The organism is Pseudomonas sp. SZ57, from assembly GCF_009495975.1.
Classification (GTDB): domain Bacteria; phylum Pseudomonadota; class Gammaproteobacteria; order Pseudomonadales; family Pseudomonadaceae; genus Aquipseudomonas; species Aquipseudomonas syringae.
On the sequence record NZ_WIBD01000003.1, the window covers coordinates 405,725 to 423,536 of the forward strand.

The following is a 17,812-nucleotide window of genomic DNA, read 5'->3' on the forward strand; positions in this document are numbered from 1 at the left end:
ATTCCCCGATGCTTGCCAAACGCAGTATTACCCTGACTGCCGACGCGGTGCTGCCCGAGCCGGTATTGCGCCGTGAAGACATCGCCAACAGCCTGCTGGCTCGCGATATTCTGACGGACGCGCAACGTCAGGCGGAGCAGATGCTGGTACTTGAGCAGACTAAAGCCGATCGTCGGCATCAGGAAGCGCTTGCGCAGTTCTGGGAGCGCGCCAATGCCTTTCTGGACGAGCTGCACGTCCAGCGCGAAGCCTTGCAGCAGCAGGCCATGACTGCTGTCGAGGAGCTGTTGACTGAGGCATTGCGCCAGTTGCTCGATGAAACGACCCTTGCCGAGCGCGCTCGGGCACTGGTCAGGAACCTGGCAGCCAGTCAGCTCAACGAAGCCGTGGCCACGCTCAGCGTTCATCCGGAGATGGCCGAACCGGTCGCCGAATGGTTGGCAGAGAGCCGTTTTGCCGAGCACTGGGAGCTCAAACGTGATGCGACGCTGGCCACTGAAAGCCTGCGCCTGAGCGACGCCAACGGCGCGTTCGAAATCGATTGGGTAGCGCTGCGCAATGGCCTGGCAGGCGCGGAGCCGGCTGCCTGAAACAGACTCTTGCGGCGAAAATGGAACCGCTCCACCTGTTTGCTCCACTCAAGGTTTGAACCTTTCTGCTGGAGTATCAGGACATGATAAATTTCAAATCCCTGCAAAATAACCTCGATTCCACGCTCACTCGCGCGTTGTCCGACGTGGATGACGTGCTGGACGGGGGCAATGGGCATTTCACCGCCGACGACATCGATGCCTTCAGTGAGGCGAGCCAGCAGGCTGCGGTCAGCTCCAACATCGCTGATCAATGCCAGCAGGCTGGTTATAAAATGACCAAAAATGTCATCGATGGATTTCAGTGAGTTCGAGGAGGTCGTCGGCCTGTGGCGTGATCAGCGTCCGGCGAGCCCGCTCGATTGCTGGGTCGACGACGCCAACGCACGGCTGGAAATGGTGGGTGGCGGAGTCCGTTGCAGCATCGAGTTACTCGACCCCTATGACGCCAACGACCCTCAGCGTATCGAAGCATTGCTCAGTCATGGCGGTGCCAGCCTGGCGTGTGCCTGTGACGGCGCGTTCGCCATCGATCCGCAAACGTGCTGCATGGTGCTGGTCAGCTGGATGCCTGGCCCCTGCAGCCTTGCCGATCTGCTGAACCGTCTGGAAAGCCTGGCCAATCAGCGCGCGGCCTTGCTCAGCCTGATGCACATCACTCTGGTCAATTCCGTGCCCGCCTTAGCCGGGCGCACGACCCTCAATCACCGGCAACCGGGAGTTTGAAATGCGCAAGGCCTTGATGTGGTTGCCTTTAATGTTGATCGGGCTGTCCCCCGCCACGTGGGCGGTGACCCCCGAAGCCTGGAAACATACGGCTTACGCCTACGATGCCCGGCAGACCGAGCTGGCGACAGCGCTGGCCGACTTCGCCAAAGAATTCGGCATGGCGCTGGATATGCCGCCCATTCCCGGGGTCCTCGATGACCGGATACGCGCTCAGAGCCCGGAAGAGTTTCTCGACCGTCTGGGCCAGGAATATCACTTCCAGTGGTTTGTGTATAACGACACGTTGTACGTCAGCCCCTCTAGCGAGCACACCTCGGCACGCATCGAAGTGTCATCCGACGCGGTAGATGACCTGCAGACTGCCTTGACCGATGTGGGGCTGCTGGACAAGCGCTTCGGTTGGGGTGTACTGCCGAACGAAGGCGTGGTTCTGGTTCGCGGCCCGGCAAAATATGTGGAACTGGTGCGCGATTACAGCAAGAAAGTCGAAGCGCCGGAAAAGGGCGACAAGCAGGACATCATCGTATTCCCGCTCAAGTACGCCAGCGCTGCTGACCGCACCATTCGCTATCGTGATCAACAACTGGTGGTCGCCGGTGTCGCCAGCATTCTCCAGGATTTGCTGGATACCCGTTCTCATGGCGGGTCCATCAATGGTATGGATCTGCTGGGGCGAGGCGGTCGCGGTAACGGCCTGGCGGGCGGTAGCAGCCCGGACGCTCCGAGTCTGCCAATGAGCTCCAGCGGTCTCGATACCAATGCGTTGGAGCAGGGCCTCGATCAGGTACTGCACTATGGCGGCGGTGGCAGCAAAAGCGGTGGAAAAAGCCGTTCTGGCGGTCGGGCCAACATCCGCGTAACGGCCGATGTCCGTAACAATGCCGTGCTGATCTACGACTTGCCCTCGCGCAAGGCCATGTACGAAAAGCTCATCAAAGAGCTGGATGTTTCGCGCAACTTGATCGAAATCGACGCCGTGATTCTCGACATCGATCGCAATGAGCTGGCAGAACTGTCCAGCCGCTGGAACTTCAATGCCGGGAGTGTCAGCGGGGGCGCCAACATGTTCGACGCTGGCACCAGTTCCACCCTGTTCATTCAGAACGCCGGCAAGTTCGCCGCCGAACTGCATGCGCTGGAAGGTAACGGCTCAGCGTCGGTGATCGGCAACCCGTCCATTCTTACCCTTGAAAACCAGCCGGCCGTGATTGACTTCAGTCGCACCGAATACCTCACCGCGACCTCGGAACGTGTGGCCAATATCGAGCCCATCACCGCTGGCACCAGTCTGCAGGTGACTCCGCGCTCGCTGGATCACGATGGCAAGCCTCAGGTGCAACTGATCGTCGATATCGAGGATGGTCAGATCGACATCTCCGACATCAATGACACGCAGCCAAGTGTGCGCAAAGGCAATGTCAGTACCCAGGCCGTCATAGCCGAACACGGTTCACTGGTCATCGGCGGTTTCCATGGCCTTGAAGCCAACGACAAGATCCACAAGGTTCCGTTGCTGGGCGACATTCCCTACATCGGCAAGCTGCTGTTCCAGTCCCGCAGCCGTGAACTGAGCCAGCGCGAGCGCCTGTTTATCCTGACGCCAAGACTGATTGGCGACCAGGTCAACCCGGCTCGCTATGTGCAGAACGGCAACCCTCACGATGTCGATGACCAGATGAAAAAGATCAAGGAACGGCGTGACGGCGGTGAGCTGCCTACCCGCGGCGACATCCAGAAAGTCTTCACGCAGATGGTCGATGGCGCTGCGCCAGAGGGCATGCATGATGGCGAAACACTGCCCTTTGAAACCGACAGCCTGTGTGACCCGGGCCAGGGCCTGACCCTCGATGGCCAGCGCTCACAATGGTATGCGCGCAAGGACTGGGGGGTGGCTGTCGTGGTAGCGCGCAACAATACCGACAAACCGGTACGCATCGACGAGAGTCGCTGCGGTGGTCGCTGGGTCATCGGCGTCGCCGCCTGGCCTCACGCCTGGCTGCAACCGGGCGAGGAGAGCGAAGTGTATATCGCGGTACGTCAGCCACAGATATCGAAAATGGCCAAAGAGAGCCGGCCATCACTGCTCCGGGGGGCAAAGCCATGAAGATCAGCAGCGTTGCAGTCGTGTTGGTGGTGTTCGCTACCCTGACCGGGTGCGCCACCCACGGTTGTTCGGGCACTGCCTGCAAACGTCCGGACTCCACCAGCCGCGAACTGGTCATCTGGTGGCCCCCGGACATGCGTGACGGTCTTGACGATCAGGACCACGAGCGCGATTACACCGTCGTGAAGTTAAGGGACTAGACATGATCGAGGTCGAGGAGAAAACAGCGTTCTACTACAACGTTGCGGCGCAGAGTCCTGCGGTCTGGCCGGTGGCAAACGGAGTCTCCTTCGTCAGCCGCCGCGAGCATCATGACTGGGGCATTGCGTTGCACATCGAGGGTCGAGCGCTGCGTCCCGAACAACTCAGAGAGGCGCTGCAACTGAGGTTTTCAGAAGCCGAACGATTCAATGACTACTTTCTGTTCCTGGATATGCGGCGTGATTTCGTGGTGTGGCATGCGGTGAGCGACGCCCCCTATGCTGTCACCAACCTGGATGATATCCGCCGAAACGAACTGATACTGGCAGGCCTGGATCATCTGGCTTAGGAGATAACAACCGCGTGAAACGAAGACCGCCCCAGTGCAGAGGGGGCGGTCTTTTTTTTGCGCAGATGCAATCTAAAAACATCAGGCAGTTGCTGGTCGTGCGGAGCTTGATCGGTTATCGATACTGCACAGCTTTCACCCCGGTAGCGAGCACTGCCATCAGGATGGGGCTGACGGTAAGCCCGTCAGCCATTGCATGATCTAATCCATTGCGCAAATGACATGACAGGCTCCCAGTGGGGGTCTAAATGAGCCGATGCGCTCCATTGGACCTCAGCGGTTTGCTCACAACGTGCCGTTGGAGTTCCCGCACAGCATTTTGGTTTTTAAGAACACCTTGATAGAAGGCCGTAGCCCAATTATTCGGGTATGGATCGCATTCTCGTTCGCTGAGCCTGGACTCAAATATAGATTTTATATCGCAAGGCTTGCTCTGGGCAATCCTGATCCAATGGCGGTATTGTTCATCGCAGTAGTCCACGATTCGCTGCTTGATATGCAGGTTTTTTAAGTGGAAACTTATTCTCTTCTCATCAGCATCTGTAATACTTTCTGGAATACTGAAGGCCGGTGAGAAAACAAGCTTTCCCTTCACGACCGTTACCTCAATCTTAAACCTCAGTGTCGACAACGCAGGGCTATAAATAGGATGAAGAAAGAACGGCTGATTTTCATGTTCACAAAAATATTTCACCCCTTTTATTGGAGCGCAGTCACGACATTGAGGCACAAGATTATCAGAAAAAATCGAGTATTCCGGCCAACTCTCTTTCGGTAAGAAATGGTCGAGCGTTTCCGGCGCTCGAGGAAATCCACAATAGGGGCACTCATCCAGCGTATGATCATGACGGCGAACCTCTAACAATGTCTTTAACGCAGCTGGAGGGCGCTCATAAAAGTCTATCAGTACGTGGCCAGAAAGTGAGATCCCGCTTTTTCGTGGCGCTGTTTGATAGTTCTCAATAAATCCGTCAAATTCTTCATAGCGCTCGCGAACGGCATACTTAATAAATCCAAGTATGGCGGTATTTTTTTTTTTAGCTGAGCCGATAGCCAATTCAAACCAGGAGCAACCCGGTCCAGTACGAAGATGTGAAAGGTCCTTCATTTCGGCCTCCGCTCAATATCAGGATCCACATCATTCTCACCCGCGCTAAGTTTACCGCTCAAATAAGCCAGTGCCTCGTCTCCTACCTTGGGACCGAGCTTCTCGAGGGCCTCCTCGGGACTCGCGCAATCGGCGACAGCTTCGTCAATTGAGTCTTCGTAGGGCTTGCGCGTCTGATAGTCATCAAACGCCAGTCCCATGATGACTTCCACGGTCTGACCAAATGTTTCAAAATTGGGTCTCGAAACATCTGTCCTATCCTCTACCTTTCGCAGCACCGAAATCGCAGACCGCTCCACCTCTCGCGCTAATATCGTCGAATGCGTAGCAATGATCGCGTTGGATTTTGTCGCGGCAAGCAACTGCTTCAGCATATCCAGGAGCCCGACCTCCATTGACGGGTGGAGATACAGTTCTGGCTCGTCAAGGATGAGCAGGCTCTCCTCGTCCACTTCGGCGACCAAGTTCGGCAGCAGGTAGGAATAGATGGTCTGCCCGGAACTCAGAGGAACCGTTCTACCTCCTTTTAGGAATTCGATACCTGCCGCGTAATTAAAATCCTTACGCGTAGCGAGACTCAGCCGTACCGCTTCCGTGGTGCGGCTAAGCACTATCGCCGAATCATCTGAATCGAAAACTTGAACTGCATCAAAATCAATGGAGTGGGACAACGTATCAAACAGCAGCTCGAAACGGCTACCGCCAGTCCATTCGTTATCTGCATCATATTGAACAATACGATGGAGTGCTCGAGCGCTACTTTCTTTAGGCCACGTCAGGGAAAACTTACCCTCAGGGTCACGGAAACCAATGTAGACATATTCATTGACCAGTCGCCTGCGCCGTTCCTGCTCATCTTTAGCTGTCAGATCACTTTCGTGACTGTCGTCAGTCTGGGCCATGGCTTGGTTTGGCAAGGCATTTGACAGCTCAACCTCGGTTTTGAACGACTCAAAGGGTGAATAGGCTGCCACAATGACTTTATGGAAGAAGGGCCAACTCTCAGCATGTTTTTCCACTCCCGTAACCAAATCTATCAAGTGGCGGAGGACGTGACTTTTTCCGACACCGTTCCGGCCAATGAGTAAGTTGATATTGGTACGACCTAACTGCCTGGCGTTGTCAAAATTAAATTCGACAGCGTCAAAGTTATCCGGAAGTCCCTCCAGCTTGAACGAGAACTGTTCCTGCGCTTCATAGCTGCCTAGCGCTATCTGATAGCCTTTTTTTAAGATGGCCTTAGCAAGGCGATCTCTGAACAGGGACAGCTCGAAACCCTCCCAGTTTGAAAAATCTCCGTACGCATGCAGATTATAACTCCCGTCACAAATCTGACGCAGGTAGTCTTCTGCCCTCTGGGGAATGAGCGCGTGGATCCTACGATAATAATCAATGTCGGATGATAGCGAGACCACCTTTTTATGATCCAACAGTTTCGTAATTCGAACGCTGTCTCCGACTTTATCATGGGATGTTAAAAAATAAATTGAAGAGTCATCATAACCCTTCGCAAGTAACTTGGTGCGCCCCAAGGACTCGCGCCTGCCATGCTCTACATGATAGACCTGAAAGGTGACGATATAACCAAAGTCATCCCAGGCCTTGGAATAATAGGTGCCAATGTGATCTTGCAGTAGATGGATGCCATCAATGTTGTCAATGTTAAGTGCGGTTGAAAAGTAAAACTCTGTCCCTGGCATGCATAAGTCCTTTTAAAAATTTTCCCAACTACTTTAAAACAGCCTACGCGTGGCAATGTTCCACTGCACGCCCTTTGCAATGCATCAATAGGGTGCCACATCGCTGACTATACTGACCTCTCAGCATAGCGCGCAATGGTATTCAAACAACCCCTTTACTCTCCGCCCATCGTCCAGCCCAATTAGAACGACGCTTTATCATCCAGGTTGAGTCTCTGTGCAAACGTCAACTGACCCACCGCCGACACCTGGCATGGATAGCCACTGTCAATCATTCAAGGCGCTTTCATGGCATACACAGCTCCCGAGGGGCTTAGTCCTAATACAACGATTTACCGCTACATGGACCTGGCCACACTTCTCCTTGATTCGTCAGCGACACCTGTTCTTCGCGGAGGTCAGTCATGAAGGCCTCCTCGAGGGGATGCTCATGGATCTGGATAGCTTAATGGACAGTGGCATGGCAGAGATGCTCGAACATGCCGTAAACAAGTACAGCTGCATTTTGGTTCGTCAGTGGACAATAAGCCATCACAGCTCGACTTCAACCTGAATCACCTCATCGGTGACTTCGTCCAGTTGCCGAACCACTTTGTAGATGTGGCCGACAGCCTGCAGGGTGGGGCGGGGGATGTATTTGCCGACCTTGGAGCGGTACAGCGTCCGGGTCAGCCAGATGCTCTGCACCACCGGGATGCCGGCTTTTTTGGCTCGGGCAATCAATGCCAGGGCTTCCTCGTCTTCACCTTTGCAATGAATCAGCGGCAAAGGCGTTTCGCCTGGTCGGTAATACAGGGCCACCGCGTAGTGGGTCGGGTTGACCAGCAGCATGTCGGCGTCTTCCACCGGCTTGGGCGCAGCGCTGGGCTCCTGATTGAGGATCTCCTGGGCCAGTTGCCGACGATGGCCTTTGACGTGGGGGTCGCCTTCCGACTGCTTGTACTCTTTCTTGATGTCTTCGTGGCTCATGCGCAGTTTCTTCGCATGGAAGTATTTCTGCATGGCGAAGTCGATCATGGCGATTGCCAGCAGCAGCCCCAGTATCACTCGCAAAATATGCCTGAACAGCTCGGCCAAGGCATGCCAGTAGGTCGTCAGATCGCTGTTGGCCAGCAACACCAGGGTGCCCAGCACAGGTTTGACTTGCACATACAGCGTCGCGCCGATGGCAATGGCCTTGAGCACACTGAGCAGCAGGTTGAGCAGGTTTTGCCCGGAAAACATCTGTTTGGCGTGGGAGAACGGGTTGATCTTGTTGGGATCGATTTTCAGCGCCTTGGGCGCGAACAGAAAGCCGATCTGCATCCAGCTGCTGATCAGACGCATGAGCATCGCTATGCCGACGCTGCACAAGGTAAAGCTGAGCAGTACGGTGAATCCTTCGCTGGCGATCAGCTCGACCGATGCGGCAAAGCTGCGGTCGATGCCTTTAAAGGACAGCGACAATAGCGCCTCCAGTCGGCTGACGCTTTCATCAGCCAGGGCCAGAGTGATTTCACTGACGGCCATCAACACCAGCAGTTTGCCCAGGTCCTGACTCTGCCCGACCTGACCCTTTTCCCGCGCGTCGCGCAGTTGCTTGGGCGTGGCCTTTTCGGTTTTTTCGCTCACGGCACTTGCACCAGAAGCGTCAGCAGCGACTTCAGATCAACCAGCTTCAACAATTGACCTGTGCCCAGTTCCAGCAGCGTCGGCAGATAGATCAGCAGAAAAGCGAGGCCGGCCATACTTTTGGCTGGCATGGCGAGGATCGAAACGTTCAGCTGTTGCGCATACAGGCCGATGATCGCGAACGCTGCTTCGATCAACAGCAGCAGCGCGATGAAGGGGGCGGCGTACAGCAGCATGTGCTGCATCGTCTGGTTCAACTGCTCCAGAAAGACATCCAGGCCGCCAGCGTTCATGCCCGGCATCCAGGCCGTCGGAGGCCAGACGCTGTAGCTGTCCCAGATGATCTGAGTCATCAGCGACAGCCCCCCGGTGAGGATTACCAGCATGATCAGGGTTTCTTGAAACAATTCGCCCAGTGGCGTGGCGTCAGGGCCCAGCGCCGGGTTCAACTGGCCGCCGCTGAGCGCACCGCGCTGGCTGTCGAGCAGTGCGCCCACCGAGGCGAACATCCAGAATGGCGCATACAGCAAAAGCCCCAGTAGCGTGCCGAGTACCGCTTCCTTGATCAGTAGACCGCCGATTGCGAACCAGTTGTCGTCGAGGGATTCCAGAGCCTTGCTGATGGCCGGTGCCGGGATCATCGCCATCACCGCCACGACGGCATAACGCAACGGGCCTTTCAGGTATTTGAAGCAAAAGGCTGGCACCAGCAGCATGCAGGGCATCAGCCGTGCCATTGCCAGTCCCATGCCCAGCATGAATTGAAAGGCGCTGTGCGCGTCGAAGGGCATTTAGTGGCTGACCCCGGAGCGGGCAATCAGGTCGAAGGCCATATTGATGAACTGGATCAGCTCGACGCCGATCCAGCGGCCGGTCATGGCCAGGGTCAGTCCGACGGCCCCCAGTTTGATGCCGAAGGGCAATGTCTGATCCTGAATCTGCATGAGTGCCTGCAGCAGCGAGGTGACCACACCCACCAGCACCGCAACGGCCAGCGGCGGGGCGGTCAGGATGACGACCAGAAACATGCCTTGCTTGAACAACGCCAACGCTTCCATGACCGCCTCACATGTAGGAATAGAACAGGCTGTCGAGCAGACGCGACCAGCCCGATACGAGCACGAACAGCAGCAGTTTGAGCGGCAGCGACAGTGTCATCGGCGAGACCATCTGCATGCCCAGTGCCAGCAACAGGTTGGAGACAATCAGGTCAATGACGATGAAGGGGATATAGATCAGAAAACCGATCTCGAAACCGGCCTGCAATTCCGACAGCACAAAGGCCGGGATCGCCAGCAGAAGATCGTTTTTATTGGCCTGATCGGCCATTTCCTTGGGCCACATGCGCTGGGTATTTTCCAGCAGGTGGGCGACGACGTCCGGATCGGTGTTGCGTGTCATGAAGCGCTGCAGAGGCTCGATGACAACTTTGAGGCTGCTCTGCAGTTTGTCGGCGTTGCTCAGTTCCAGCGGGTGTTCATGAACCCGCTGCTGTATGTCGTGCGCCACCGGGGCCATGACGAACATCGTCGCGGCCAGGGCGATGCCATACAACGCCATGTTCGGCGGTACTTGCTGAACGCCGATCGCGTTGCGGGTGATCAGCAGCGTCATGGCGATCTTCAGAAAGGCGGTGCAGACGATCAACAGGAACGGGATCAGCGACAGCGAGCCGAGAAACAGCGCCAGCATGATCGGGTTGACGCCCTCCATGATCATGAGCGCGCCACCAGCCGGGTAATCTGCAAACCGAGGCGGCCTTCGACGTCGACCAGCTCGCCTTCGGCAACCACCTGCTCGCCATGGCACAGCGTGGCGTAGCCTGGCGCGATGCCGCTGACTTCGAGAATGGTTCCGGCGTCCAGTCGGCGCAATTCGGCAAGGGTCAATCTGAGCTCGCCGCAGCGCAAGGTCAGGTCCAGCTCCAGTGAGTCGAGCATCGGCGACTCATTGTGGTCTCCCGACTGCTCTTCATGCTCCGCTTCGCTGTCCGCATAGCCGAATGCCTGCTCGGCGTGTTCGTCGTCATGCTGTTGCTGATCAGCCTGTTCAGGCACCGGTTCTTCATAATCGTCGAGCATCTCGACGTCGTCCTGATACAGATCTTCAGTACTCATGGTGACTGTGCTCCTCATGACTGAGCTGCAGAAAAAGATGCTGGGCCTGTTGGTCGGTGCGGGCCGCCCATTGACGTCCAGCGAGTGTCACGGACCCTTGTCCGGCGCTGTCGAACCGGCAGCGGGCGGGTAGCACCACGTCACCGGGGCGTAGCGAGGCGATTTGTTCCAGGGTCAGTGACAGTTCGCCGACGATCAGTGGTGTCGCCACCGACCAGGATTGGTCCACGTCACGATTCAAGACTTGCCAGTCAGCCGAACCCAGAAGCCTGAGCAGGGTGGCGGGTGCGGCGTGCAGGTGGGCATCGAGTCGTTCGCTGCCCAGTCGCATGAGAACCCGGCAGCCGATGGCCGGCTCGGTCGGGGCGTCGGAAAACGGCGCAACAGGCGCGAGCAGATCGGCGATCACCGGGCTCAGGCGCTGGTTGAATAATTGCCAGTACCAGGCCTGGTGTTCGCCGCCGAGCGTGAAGGGCACTTCGCCCAGCAGGCTGAGCAACGCTTCGGCCTCGCTCAGCAACAAGGGGCCCACCGCAGTACTCAACCAGACACCGTCTGCCGGTATCCGCGCGTCTTCGTGCTGCGGCAGCAGGCTCAGTTCGGCGTGCTGACCGCGGGCGCTGAAGCCCAGGCGTCGTCCGGCGCCAAGTGCGCGTGTGGCTTGCGCCAGCAGAGCGTCGACCTTGCGCAGGCGCAGGGCGCTCATGCTGTGAAGTCTTCATGCATGTCCAGCTCGACGTCCTGACCAAGCGCCTGCGCCAGCGATTCCCGGCATGCGCCGACCTGGCCCTGCAAGCGCTTGAGAACGTCACGTCGGCCAAAGCCCAGTTGAATGCTCCAGCGGTTTTCGGATTTGCTGGCGTTGACCCGCACGCTGCCCAGATTGGGCATGAGCAGGCTGAAGGCCAGCGGACCGTCCGGCTGATCGGGCAGACGCTGCGCCAGCTCGTCGATCAACTGAGTCGGTACGTTTTCGGACTGTGCAGAGAAGGCCACACCGCTGCCTCCGAAGCCCTGCTGATCCGGCTCTTCCCCTACCTGCGGTATCAGCAGTTGCGAGAAGAAGATGCCGTCGGCGCTCATCGGGCTGTCGGTCACTGAACGGTTCAGCGCGAAACGAACCTTCTGCACATCGCCCCGAGGCGCCCCGGTAAAGGCTGGCGGCTGGTCATCGAACCTGGCGGGCTGACGCAGCGAAGGCAGGGGGCGCGAGGTGGCTGGCGGGGCACTCGGCGCGGGTTGCGCTTTGGCAGGGGTTTTGATCGGTGCGGTCATCGTCACTTAACCTTCTTCGTTGAGCGTCTCCTCCATGCAGGCGAGTTTCTCGACCGCGCGCTGAGACGCCTTGGCTTGCAGCCGTTTCTGTTCAAGCAACGCCTGTTGTTCAGCTACTCGCATTTGCTGTTGCTGCACGTCCTGGCGGATGTAAGCCAGGCGGTCGAGCATGGTTCTTTCCTTTTCGTGCCAGCCGTCGACATCAGTCAGGCTGAGCGTCTTTTGCAAATGCGCATGGGACAGACTCTCGCGGCGGCGCTTGTGGTTGTCGCGTTCCTGATTCAGCGACGCCCTTGTCTCTGCTAAGTGGTCGAGCATCGATTTCAGTTCCAACTGCGCCTGGCGATGGGCCCGCTCGGCACTGGCCTGACGATGTTGGCGCAGTGGCGTGAGCAGACCGATCACCTGCTGCAGAGCGACCTGTTGCGGGTCGTCTTCCAGTGGTTCGTCCATGACTACTCCGGCAGTTGAGAGGTGAGTTGCAGCAGCCTGTCCAGGGTTTCCTGCAGCGGCACGGGCTCACGCAGGTCCTGGCGCAGGAAGGCATTTATGGCGTCGTTCAGTTGCACGGCACAGTCGGTGACCGGGTCGGCCCCGGCCTGGTACTCACCCAGGCGCAGGAGCATTTCCACTTGTTTATAGGCGGCCAGCAACTGGCGCAGGCGATTGTTCGCCCGTTGATGTTCGCGACCGGTGACGTTGCTCAGAATCCGGCTGATGCTGGCCGACACATCGATCGCCGGGTAGTGCCCGCGCTCGGCCAGTTTGCGCGACAGTACGATGTGCCCGTCGAGCAGCGAGCGTACTTCGTCGGCGACCGGATCGTTCATCGAGTCCTGTTCGATCAGCACCGTGTAAAGCGCAGTGATCGAACCGTTCTCGCTCATCCCGGCGCGTTCCACCAGGCGTGGCAGCAGGGTGTACACCGAGGGCGGCAGACCGCCGCGCCCCAGCGGCTCGCCCGAAGCAATGCCGATTTCCCGTTGCGCGCGGGCGAAGCGGGTCAGCGAGTCGAGCAGCAACAGCACTTTCTGGCCTCGGGCGCGAAAGGCTTCGGCGATGGCAGTCGCGGTGAACGCAGCGCGGGCGCGCTCCATGCTGGAACGATCGGATGTTGCACAGACCAGCACCGAGCGGCGGCGCAGGGTTTCGTCCAGTTCGTGGTCGAGAAACTCGCGCAGCTCGCGGCCCCGTTCGCCGATCAGGCCGAAAACGATGACGTCACAATCCATGTTGCGCGCCAGTTCGGCCATCAGTGTGGTCTTGCCGCAGCCCGCACCGGCGAACAGCCCGACACGCTGGCCCTCGCCGAGCAGAATCGCGCTGTCGATGGCGCGTATCCCGGTGGGCAAAGCCCGGGTGATGCGCGGTCGCTGGGTCGGCGGCAGGGCGTCGGCGATCACCGGCAGAGTCGTGCGGCGGTCCTCGGGGCCAGCGAAAGCGCCGAGGCAATCGCCCATCAGCGGGCGCCCGAAACCGTCCAGTACACAGCCGAGCAGGCTGTCATCGACGCCGATCCGGTGTGCCACGCCCAGCGGGCGGATCGGCGCGCCGACCTGAATACCGTCGGGTGGGCCCAAGGCACTGAGCAGCGTGCATTCCTGGGTGAAGCCGACGATTTCGGCCAGCAGCAACGAGCCGTCGGCTTTGCTCACTTCACACAGATCGCCGACCTTGGCCGATGGAATCTTGCACTCCAGCAGAATCCCGCGCACGGCGCTGACCCGGCCAATGACGCGCACCGCGCAGTACTGGCTCAAACGCCTGGCGTGCGCGTCTTTCCATAGGTTCAGTGCTGCATTCACCAGTTCACCTCGACGTGGCGATTACCGTCGAATTGCAGACGCTGATTGTCGATTCGGGTGAGGCGCAGGCCATCCACTTCGTCACCTACGTAAACCCGTCGACCGTCGGCAGTCACCAGATGCGCATGCGGCCCGGTCATGATCTGAACCACCACAAAGGGCAGGGTGTTGCGATTGCTGCCCACGTTGTCCAGGACGGTGACCGGCGAGTCGTACAGGGCCTTGAAGCGCTGAAGCATGCGCTGGTAGACCAGTAGCGATTCTTCTTTCAGATCGCCGTTGAGGACCAGCCCGTCGGGCGTCTCTTCCACGCTTACGTCAGTCAGCAAGCGGTCGCTGAGCATGGTGCTCAACTGGTGGCGGACGGCATCTGCGCTGCTCAGGCGTATGCGGTTGTCGGTCACAGGGTTTGCAGCCCTGGCTGGCGCCTTGGGTGTATCGGGCGAGGCCTCTGTCGTGGCGGCCGCCAAGTGAGCCGGGCTCTGATCCATCGCAATAGCGGGTGGGCGGGTCAGGCTCCAGGCGCTGCCGATGACGCCCACCAGCAGCCCGGCGATGATGCCCGTGGTGCGGTTGAGAAATTGCGAGCGGGACTTGACCTTCTCCAGCGGCACGTCGTTGTGTGCCGGCCCGGATTCGGCCTCGGGCTGCTTGGGGATCACGACGGGCACGGAGGGCCACTCATCGCCTGCAGGCGAAACGCACAGCCACACCGAACCCAGCATGAAGGCATTATTGAGCGTCAGGTCGATGCTTGGCCGGGCGTTGCCCTGTTCGTCGCAGACCGCGCCTTGTTCAGCGTTCAGTGTCCAGTTGTCGTCGACACGTTGCAGGCGGCAATGCAGGCTTTCCACGCCCGCATCGTCCAGCGCCAGATCGTGTTGCCCGGCAGAGCCAATCGACCATTGCTCACCGATCAGCGGTAATGCCGCGCCTTGGTGCTGGCCGTTCAGTACGCGTAATTCAAACATCTGAAAGTCTCCGTGCGTTCAGGCCTTGCAGGCTCAGGCAGCGTGCTCGTTGTCCAGTGGCTCGAGATCGTCCTCAAGGTCGAATCGACCCATGACCTTGACCTTGGCCGCATTGCTGATTTCCGCGAAAGATAGTACGGGTACATGGTAGAACTCCTCCCTCAACAAGGTACGCAGAGGGCTGCGCAGATCCTGTGCCACCAGCAGAACCGCCTGTTCGGGAGCTCGTACCGGGAAGGCAATGTGCAGTTGTTGCACGAGCATCTGGCTGATCTCGTTGCTCAGCGCGAAGAATGTTTCGGTTTGCGTCTGGCGCAGGCCATCACGCAATAACCCCTCGCTTTCCGGCGTCAGCAGCCACACTTGCAGGCCTTCGGCACCGCAGTACTGGTGGTAGATCTGCGACTTGAGCGCAATGCGCACATAGTCGGTCAGCACATTGGTATCGCGTTCATGCTGACAGTGCTCGATCAGGGTTTCGGCAATGACCCGGATCGCCCGCAGCGGCACACGCTCCGAGGCCAGGCGTTGCAGGACGGCCGAGAAGCGCGTCAGGGTGAGGACCCGCTGCATTTCCTGAGCGAGTTCCGGTTGCTCGGACTCCAGCCAGCCGAGGATGGCTTTGGTTTCCTGCAAGCCGATGAACTGCGGCGCGCAGGACTGCAATGTGCGCTCCATGCGTTCGATGATCAGGGTCGTGGAACTGACCGGGTTCAATTCGCCGGACTGCTCGGCCGGCAGCCAGACCCATTGATCTTCCTGGCGGTCGGTATTGCCCGGGATGGCCGCCGGAAGGTTTTCGCCTTCCAGCTGGCGCGCTTCCACGGCGACATGGCTCTGCGTGAAGGTGGCCTTGAGCATCGGTACGTCATAGACGGTGAAGCGAAACTCGTCCGGGGCAATGTCATCGACATGCTCGATGATGAACGAAGGCAGGGTCAGGCCGTACTGCACCACCAGACGGTTGCGGCGCTTGCGTATTTCGCTGACCAGCGCTTCGATCTGCGCGCTGTCCTGACCGGGGTGGAATTGCAGCACAAACTGGCGGCTGGGCGAAAAGGTACGCAGGTCCTCCTTGCCGTTCATTTCTGGTGCCACAGTGGCTGTACGTTGCTCATCGGCCTTGGGTTTTGCCCGTTGCAACTGCAGCAGTCCACCGGCACCGCAGATGATCGCGATGGTGATGAAAACACCGGTCGGCATTCCCGGCAGGGCAGCGAAGCCGAGCATGGCCACCGAGGCGATGATCCAGGCCTTGGGCTGACTGGTAATCTGCTCGGCGATCTCGCGGCCGATGTTGGCTTCCACACCTGCCTCGGTGTTGGGCACGCGGGTGATGATCATGCCGCTGGTGACGGAGATAAGCAGCGCCGGAATCTGGGCGATCAGGCCGTCACCGATGGTCAGCACGGTATACAGCTGCAAGGCGTCGCCCGCCGCCATGTTGTGCTGCAGCACGCCGATGGAAATGCCGCCGATCATGTTGATGGCCACAATGATCAGGCTGGCGATCGCATCGCCGTTGACGAACTTCATGGCGCCGTCCATCGCACCGAACAACTGGCTTTCCTTGTTCAGTTCGGCGCGTCGTTTGCGGGCCTCGTGGACGGTGATCAGGTTGGCGCGCAGGTCACTGTCGATGGACATCTGCTTGCCGGGCATCGCGTCCAGAGTAAAACGCGCACCGACTTCGGCGACCCGTTCCGAGCCTTTGGTGATCACCAGAAAGTTGACCACCGTCAGGATCAGGAAGATCACCAGACCCACCGCCAGGTTACCGCCCACCACGAACTGCCCGAACGCCTCGACGATGTGCCCGGCGTCCTGGTTGAGCAGAATCAGCCGCGTGGTGGACACCGACAAGGCCAGGCGAAACATCGTGGTCAGCAGCAGCACGGCAGGGAAGGTGGAGAACGCCAGTGGCCTGGGCAGGTGCATCGCCAGCATGATCAGCAGGCAGGAAATACAGATGTTCACGGCGATCAGCACGTCGATCAACCCGGTGGGCAGCGGCGTGATCATCATGAACACGATGGCGATCACAAAAAACGCACCGACCAGTTCCGAGCGGCGCATGGCCGACAGCGCGACCATGTTCAGAAAGTTGATGACCCGGTTCATCAGGCAAGCCCCTCGTATAGTTGCTTCTGTTCCTTATGCGTAAGCTCGGCCATCAGCGTGAGTAGATTATTCAGCGCGGCCTGACGGCTTTTCAGGTCCCGCCAGAGCAGGATCGGCAACTGCATCAGCATCGGCCGCAGGCCATTGAGAAACGCCAGTTGGTGTTCGAGCCTGTTGCCCCCGATGTGCTGGGTCAGTTGCAAGGTCTGATTCACATTCATGCCATTGGCCGTCAGGGTCAGCATGTGTTTGAGGAAGGCCGGTGGGTCCACCGTCAGTTTCGGATTCTTTTTACGCATGCGCCCCAGCAGGTGTTCGCAGCCGCGCAACAGCGTAGTGACATGTCGCGCGGTGGTCAGGCCATGCATCAGCGTGCGCAGTTGTTCATGGGAAGCCGACGGGGTAATCGCCGAAAGATCGTCGGCGATGGCGATGCGCATGTCGCGCAGGTTCAGGTCGAACTCGCCGGGTTCCTGCTGCTCGCCAATCAAGGCTTCGATCAAGCCCGTGACATTGGGTTGTCCGGAAACCGCAACGCCATACAGATTGCGCAAGGCCGAGCGGCGCTTGTTATCGATGTTCTGGCGCCCGAAGGCTCTTGCGGTATTGATACCGGCGCGGGCGCGCGGGCCGAATCGGCGGCGCAGATGTTTGAGCGTCTGGGTCAGCGCTGCATATTCTGCTTCAGCCCCATCGTCTTCTGCCTGTTTGCGCGCTGCCTGCAACACCACGTGAGCCTTGGCAGCGTCGCCGTCAGCGAATTCCAGAACCTGTTCCAGATCGGCGTCGTTGTCCTGCAGCAGTTTTTTGCGCAGCAGTCTGGCGGCGTTATCCAGCCCGGTGTCGCTGGCGCTCATCAGCAGTTGATAAAGCTCGCCCAGCTTGACGGCCCGCGACTGCAGCGCGTTCCTGCTCGCGATCAGTTCTCGCTCACGCAGTATCCGGCTGTGCTGCACCAGGGCTGCGGCGAAGCGCGAAACCTGCAGTGACGAGGTGCCTTTTTCATCAGGCATCCCGCCGCCGGGAATCGCTCGCACAGCCGGCGTGATGGCGCGGATTGGCGCTACCGGACGAATGGGCAATGTAGGCGGGGCGACAATTTTCATAGGACGATTCTGGGCCTGGTGTGAC

The 17,812-nt window shown here is 58.8% G+C and carries 20 protein-coding genes; 6 read left to right on the plus strand and 14 right to left on the minus strand.

Features of this window, described 5'->3' with window-relative positions; genetic code table 11:
• Positions 1-8: 8 nt before the first annotated feature.
• The 6 genes from sctL (at position 9) to GE543_RS05540 (ending at position 3,973) form a co-directional block, all read left to right on the plus strand.
• Positions 9-590: a type III secretion system stator protein SctL gene (sctL, locus tag GE543_RS05515; protein ID WP_153220970.1), complete on the plus strand. Its 582-nt coding sequence runs from the start codon at positions 9-11 to the stop codon at positions 588-590.
• An 83-nt stretch (positions 591-673) separates the two neighbouring features.
• The gene (locus GE543_RS05520) at positions 674-898 is read left to right on the plus strand and encodes a type III secretion protein (RefSeq protein ID WP_003314139.1); all 225 of its coding nucleotides are present in this window, start codon (positions 674-676) and stop codon (positions 896-898) included.
• Positions 876-1,316, plus strand: coding sequence for a type III secretion system protein HrpG (locus GE543_RS05525; RefSeq protein ID WP_153220971.1), 441 nt, complete (start codon positions 876-878; stop codon positions 1,314-1,316). The genes GE543_RS05520 and GE543_RS05525 overlap by 23 nt, the downstream gene beginning before the upstream one ends.
• A gap of 1 nt (position 1,317) precedes the next feature.
• Positions 1,318-3,423, plus strand: coding sequence for a type III secretion system outer membrane ring subunit SctC (sctC, locus tag GE543_RS05530; protein WP_153220972.1), 2,106 nt, complete (start codon positions 1,318-1,320; stop codon positions 3,421-3,423).
• The gene (hrpT, locus tag GE543_RS05535) at positions 3,420-3,623 is read left to right on the plus strand and encodes an HrpT family type III secretion system protein (RefSeq protein ID WP_003314144.1); all 204 of its coding nucleotides are present in this window, start codon (positions 3,420-3,422) and stop codon (positions 3,621-3,623) included. The genes sctC and hrpT overlap by 4 nt, the downstream gene beginning before the upstream one ends.
• A gap of 2 nt (positions 3,624-3,625) precedes the next feature.
• Positions 3,626-3,973, plus strand: coding sequence for a hypothetical protein (locus GE543_RS05540; protein ID WP_024651705.1), 348 nt, complete (start codon positions 3,626-3,628; stop codon positions 3,971-3,973).
• A gap of 244 nt (positions 3,974-4,217) precedes the next feature.
• Here the strand turns inward: GE543_RS05540 and GE543_RS05545 are convergent, their stop codons facing one another.
• From GE543_RS05545 to sctW, 14 genes are all read right to left on the minus strand, one after another.
• Entirely contained in the window at positions 4,218-5,081 is an 864-nt protein-coding gene (locus GE543_RS05545) for an HNH endonuclease (protein WP_153220973.1), read from the minus strand.
• Complete coding sequence (locus GE543_RS05550) at positions 5,078-6,781, minus strand: AAA family ATPase (RefSeq protein ID WP_153220974.1); 1,704 nt, start codon at positions 6,779-6,781, stop codon at positions 5,078-5,080. Before GE543_RS05550 ends, GE543_RS05545 begins: the two co-directional genes overlap by 4 nt.
• A 531-nt stretch (positions 6,782-7,312) precedes the next feature.
• On the minus strand, positions 7,313-8,392 hold the full coding sequence (sctU, locus tag GE543_RS05555) for a type III secretion system export apparatus subunit SctU (protein ID WP_371927097.1): 1,080 nt from the start codon (positions 8,390-8,392) through the stop codon (positions 7,313-7,315).
• Positions 8,389-9,183: a type III secretion system export apparatus subunit SctT gene (sctT, locus tag GE543_RS05560; protein WP_003339813.1), complete on the minus strand. Its 795-nt coding sequence runs from the start codon at positions 9,181-9,183 to the stop codon at positions 8,389-8,391. The genes sctU and sctT overlap by 4 nt, the downstream gene beginning before the upstream one ends.
• Entirely contained in the window at positions 9,184-9,450 is a 267-nt protein-coding gene (sctS, locus tag GE543_RS05565; RefSeq protein WP_003339811.1) for a type III secretion system export apparatus subunit SctS, read from the minus strand. It lies immediately after the preceding gene.
• Between the two features lie 7 nt (positions 9,451-9,457).
• Complete coding sequence (gene sctR / locus GE543_RS05570; protein WP_003409078.1) at positions 9,458-10,111, minus strand: type III secretion system export apparatus subunit SctR; 654 nt, start codon at positions 10,109-10,111, stop codon at positions 9,458-9,460.
• On the minus strand, positions 10,108-10,509 hold the full coding sequence (locus GE543_RS05575) for a FliM/FliN family flagellar motor switch protein (protein WP_153220975.1): 402 nt from the start codon (positions 10,507-10,509) through the stop codon (positions 10,108-10,110). Before GE543_RS05575 ends, sctR begins: the two co-directional genes overlap by 4 nt.
• The gene (locus GE543_RS05580) at positions 10,499-11,215 is read right to left on the minus strand and encodes a type III secretion system protein (protein WP_153220976.1); all 717 of its coding nucleotides are present in this window, start codon (positions 11,213-11,215) and stop codon (positions 10,499-10,501) included. The genes GE543_RS05575 and GE543_RS05580 overlap by 11 nt, the downstream gene beginning before the upstream one ends.
• Positions 11,212-11,784 carry a type III secretion system protein HrpP gene (hrpP, locus tag GE543_RS05585; protein WP_153220977.1) on the minus strand — a complete coding sequence of 191 codons (573 nt, stop codon included), beginning with the start codon at positions 11,782-11,784 and terminating at the stop codon, positions 11,212-11,214. The genes GE543_RS05580 and hrpP overlap by 4 nt, the downstream gene beginning before the upstream one ends.
• Positions 11,785-11,790: 6 nt before the next feature.
• On the minus strand, positions 11,791-12,237 hold the full coding sequence (locus tag GE543_RS05590; protein WP_003339800.1) for a hypothetical protein: 447 nt from the start codon (positions 12,235-12,237) through the stop codon (positions 11,791-11,793).
• 2 nt (positions 12,238-12,239) lie between these two features.
• Positions 12,240-13,589: a type III secretion system ATPase HrcN gene (hrcN, locus tag GE543_RS05595; RefSeq protein WP_046266739.1), complete on the minus strand. Its 1,350-nt coding sequence runs from the start codon at positions 13,587-13,589 to the stop codon at positions 12,240-12,242.
• Positions 13,586-14,560: a type III secretion system inner membrane ring subunit SctD gene (gene sctD / locus GE543_RS05600; RefSeq protein ID WP_046266738.1), complete on the minus strand. Its 975-nt coding sequence runs from the start codon at positions 14,558-14,560 to the stop codon at positions 13,586-13,588. The genes hrcN and sctD overlap by 4 nt, the downstream gene beginning before the upstream one ends.
• 33 nt (positions 14,561-14,593) lie before the next feature.
• Positions 14,594-16,681, minus strand: coding sequence for a type III secretion system export apparatus subunit SctV (gene sctV, locus GE543_RS05605; RefSeq protein ID WP_003415393.1), 2,088 nt, complete (start codon positions 16,679-16,681; stop codon positions 14,594-14,596).
• On the minus strand, positions 16,681-17,787 hold the full coding sequence (sctW, locus tag GE543_RS05610; RefSeq protein ID WP_178118547.1) for a type III secretion system gatekeeper subunit SctW: 1,107 nt from the start codon (positions 17,785-17,787) through the stop codon (positions 16,681-16,683). Before sctW ends, sctV begins: the two co-directional genes overlap by 1 nt.
• Positions 17,788-17,812: the final 25 nt, after the last annotated feature.

What these genes read in the sequence shown, in the direction of transcription:
- sctL (WP_153220970.1), top strand. Translation starts at nt 9, where the DNA reads ATGCTTGCCAAACGCAGTATTACCCTGACTGCCGACGCGGTGCTGCCC.
- GE543_RS05520 (WP_003314139.1), top strand. Translation starts at nt 674, where the DNA reads ATGATAAATTTCAAATCCCTGCAAAATAACCTCGATTCCACGCTCACT.
- GE543_RS05525 (WP_153220971.1), top strand. Translation starts at nt 876, where the DNA reads ATGTCATCGATGGATTTCAGTGAGTTCGAGGAGGTCGTCGGCCTGTGG.
- sctC (WP_153220972.1), top strand. Translation starts at nt 1,318, where the DNA reads ATGCGCAAGGCCTTGATGTGGTTGCCTTTAATGTTGATCGGGCTGTCC.
- hrpT (WP_003314144.1), top strand. Translation starts at nt 3,420, where the DNA reads ATGAAGATCAGCAGCGTTGCAGTCGTGTTGGTGGTGTTCGCTACCCTG.
- GE543_RS05540 (WP_024651705.1), top strand. Translation starts at nt 3,626, where the DNA reads ATGATCGAGGTCGAGGAGAAAACAGCGTTCTACTACAACGTTGCGGCG.
- GE543_RS05545 (WP_153220973.1), bottom strand. Translation starts at nt 5,081, where the DNA reads ATGAAGGACCTTTCACATCTTCGTACTGGACCGGGTTGCTCCTGGTTT.
- GE543_RS05550 (WP_153220974.1), bottom strand. Translation starts at nt 6,781, where the DNA reads ATGCCAGGGACAGAGTTTTACTTTTCAACCGCACTTAACATTGACAAC.
- sctT (WP_003339813.1), bottom strand. Translation starts at nt 9,183, where the DNA reads ATGCCCTTCGACGCGCACAGCGCCTTTCAATTCATGCTGGGCATGGGA.
- sctS (WP_003339811.1), bottom strand. Translation starts at nt 9,450, where the DNA reads ATGGAAGCGTTGGCGTTGTTCAAGCAAGGCATGTTTCTGGTCGTCATC.
- sctR (WP_003409078.1), bottom strand. Translation starts at nt 10,111, where the DNA reads ATGATCATGGAGGGCGTCAACCCGATCATGCTGGCGCTGTTTCTCGGC.
- GE543_RS05575 (WP_153220975.1), bottom strand. Translation starts at nt 10,509, where the DNA reads ATGAGTACTGAAGATCTGTATCAGGACGACGTCGAGATGCTCGACGAT.
- GE543_RS05580 (WP_153220976.1), bottom strand. Translation starts at nt 11,215, where the DNA reads ATGAGCGCCCTGCGCCTGCGCAAGGTCGACGCTCTGCTGGCGCAAGCC.
- hrpP (WP_153220977.1), bottom strand. Translation starts at nt 11,784, where the DNA reads ATGACCGCACCGATCAAAACCCCTGCCAAAGCGCAACCCGCGCCGAGT.
- GE543_RS05590 (WP_003339800.1), bottom strand. Translation starts at nt 12,237, where the DNA reads ATGGACGAACCACTGGAAGACGACCCGCAACAGGTCGCTCTGCAGCAG.
- sctD (WP_046266738.1), bottom strand. Translation starts at nt 14,560, where the DNA reads ATGTTTGAATTACGCGTACTGAACGGCCAGCACCAAGGCGCGGCATTA.
- sctV (WP_003415393.1), bottom strand. Translation starts at nt 16,681, where the DNA reads ATGAACCGGGTCATCAACTTTCTGAACATGGTCGCGCTGTCGGCCATG.
- sctW (WP_178118547.1), bottom strand. Translation starts at nt 17,787, where the DNA reads ATGAAAATTGTCGCCCCGCCTACATTGCCCATTCGTCCGGTAGCGCCA.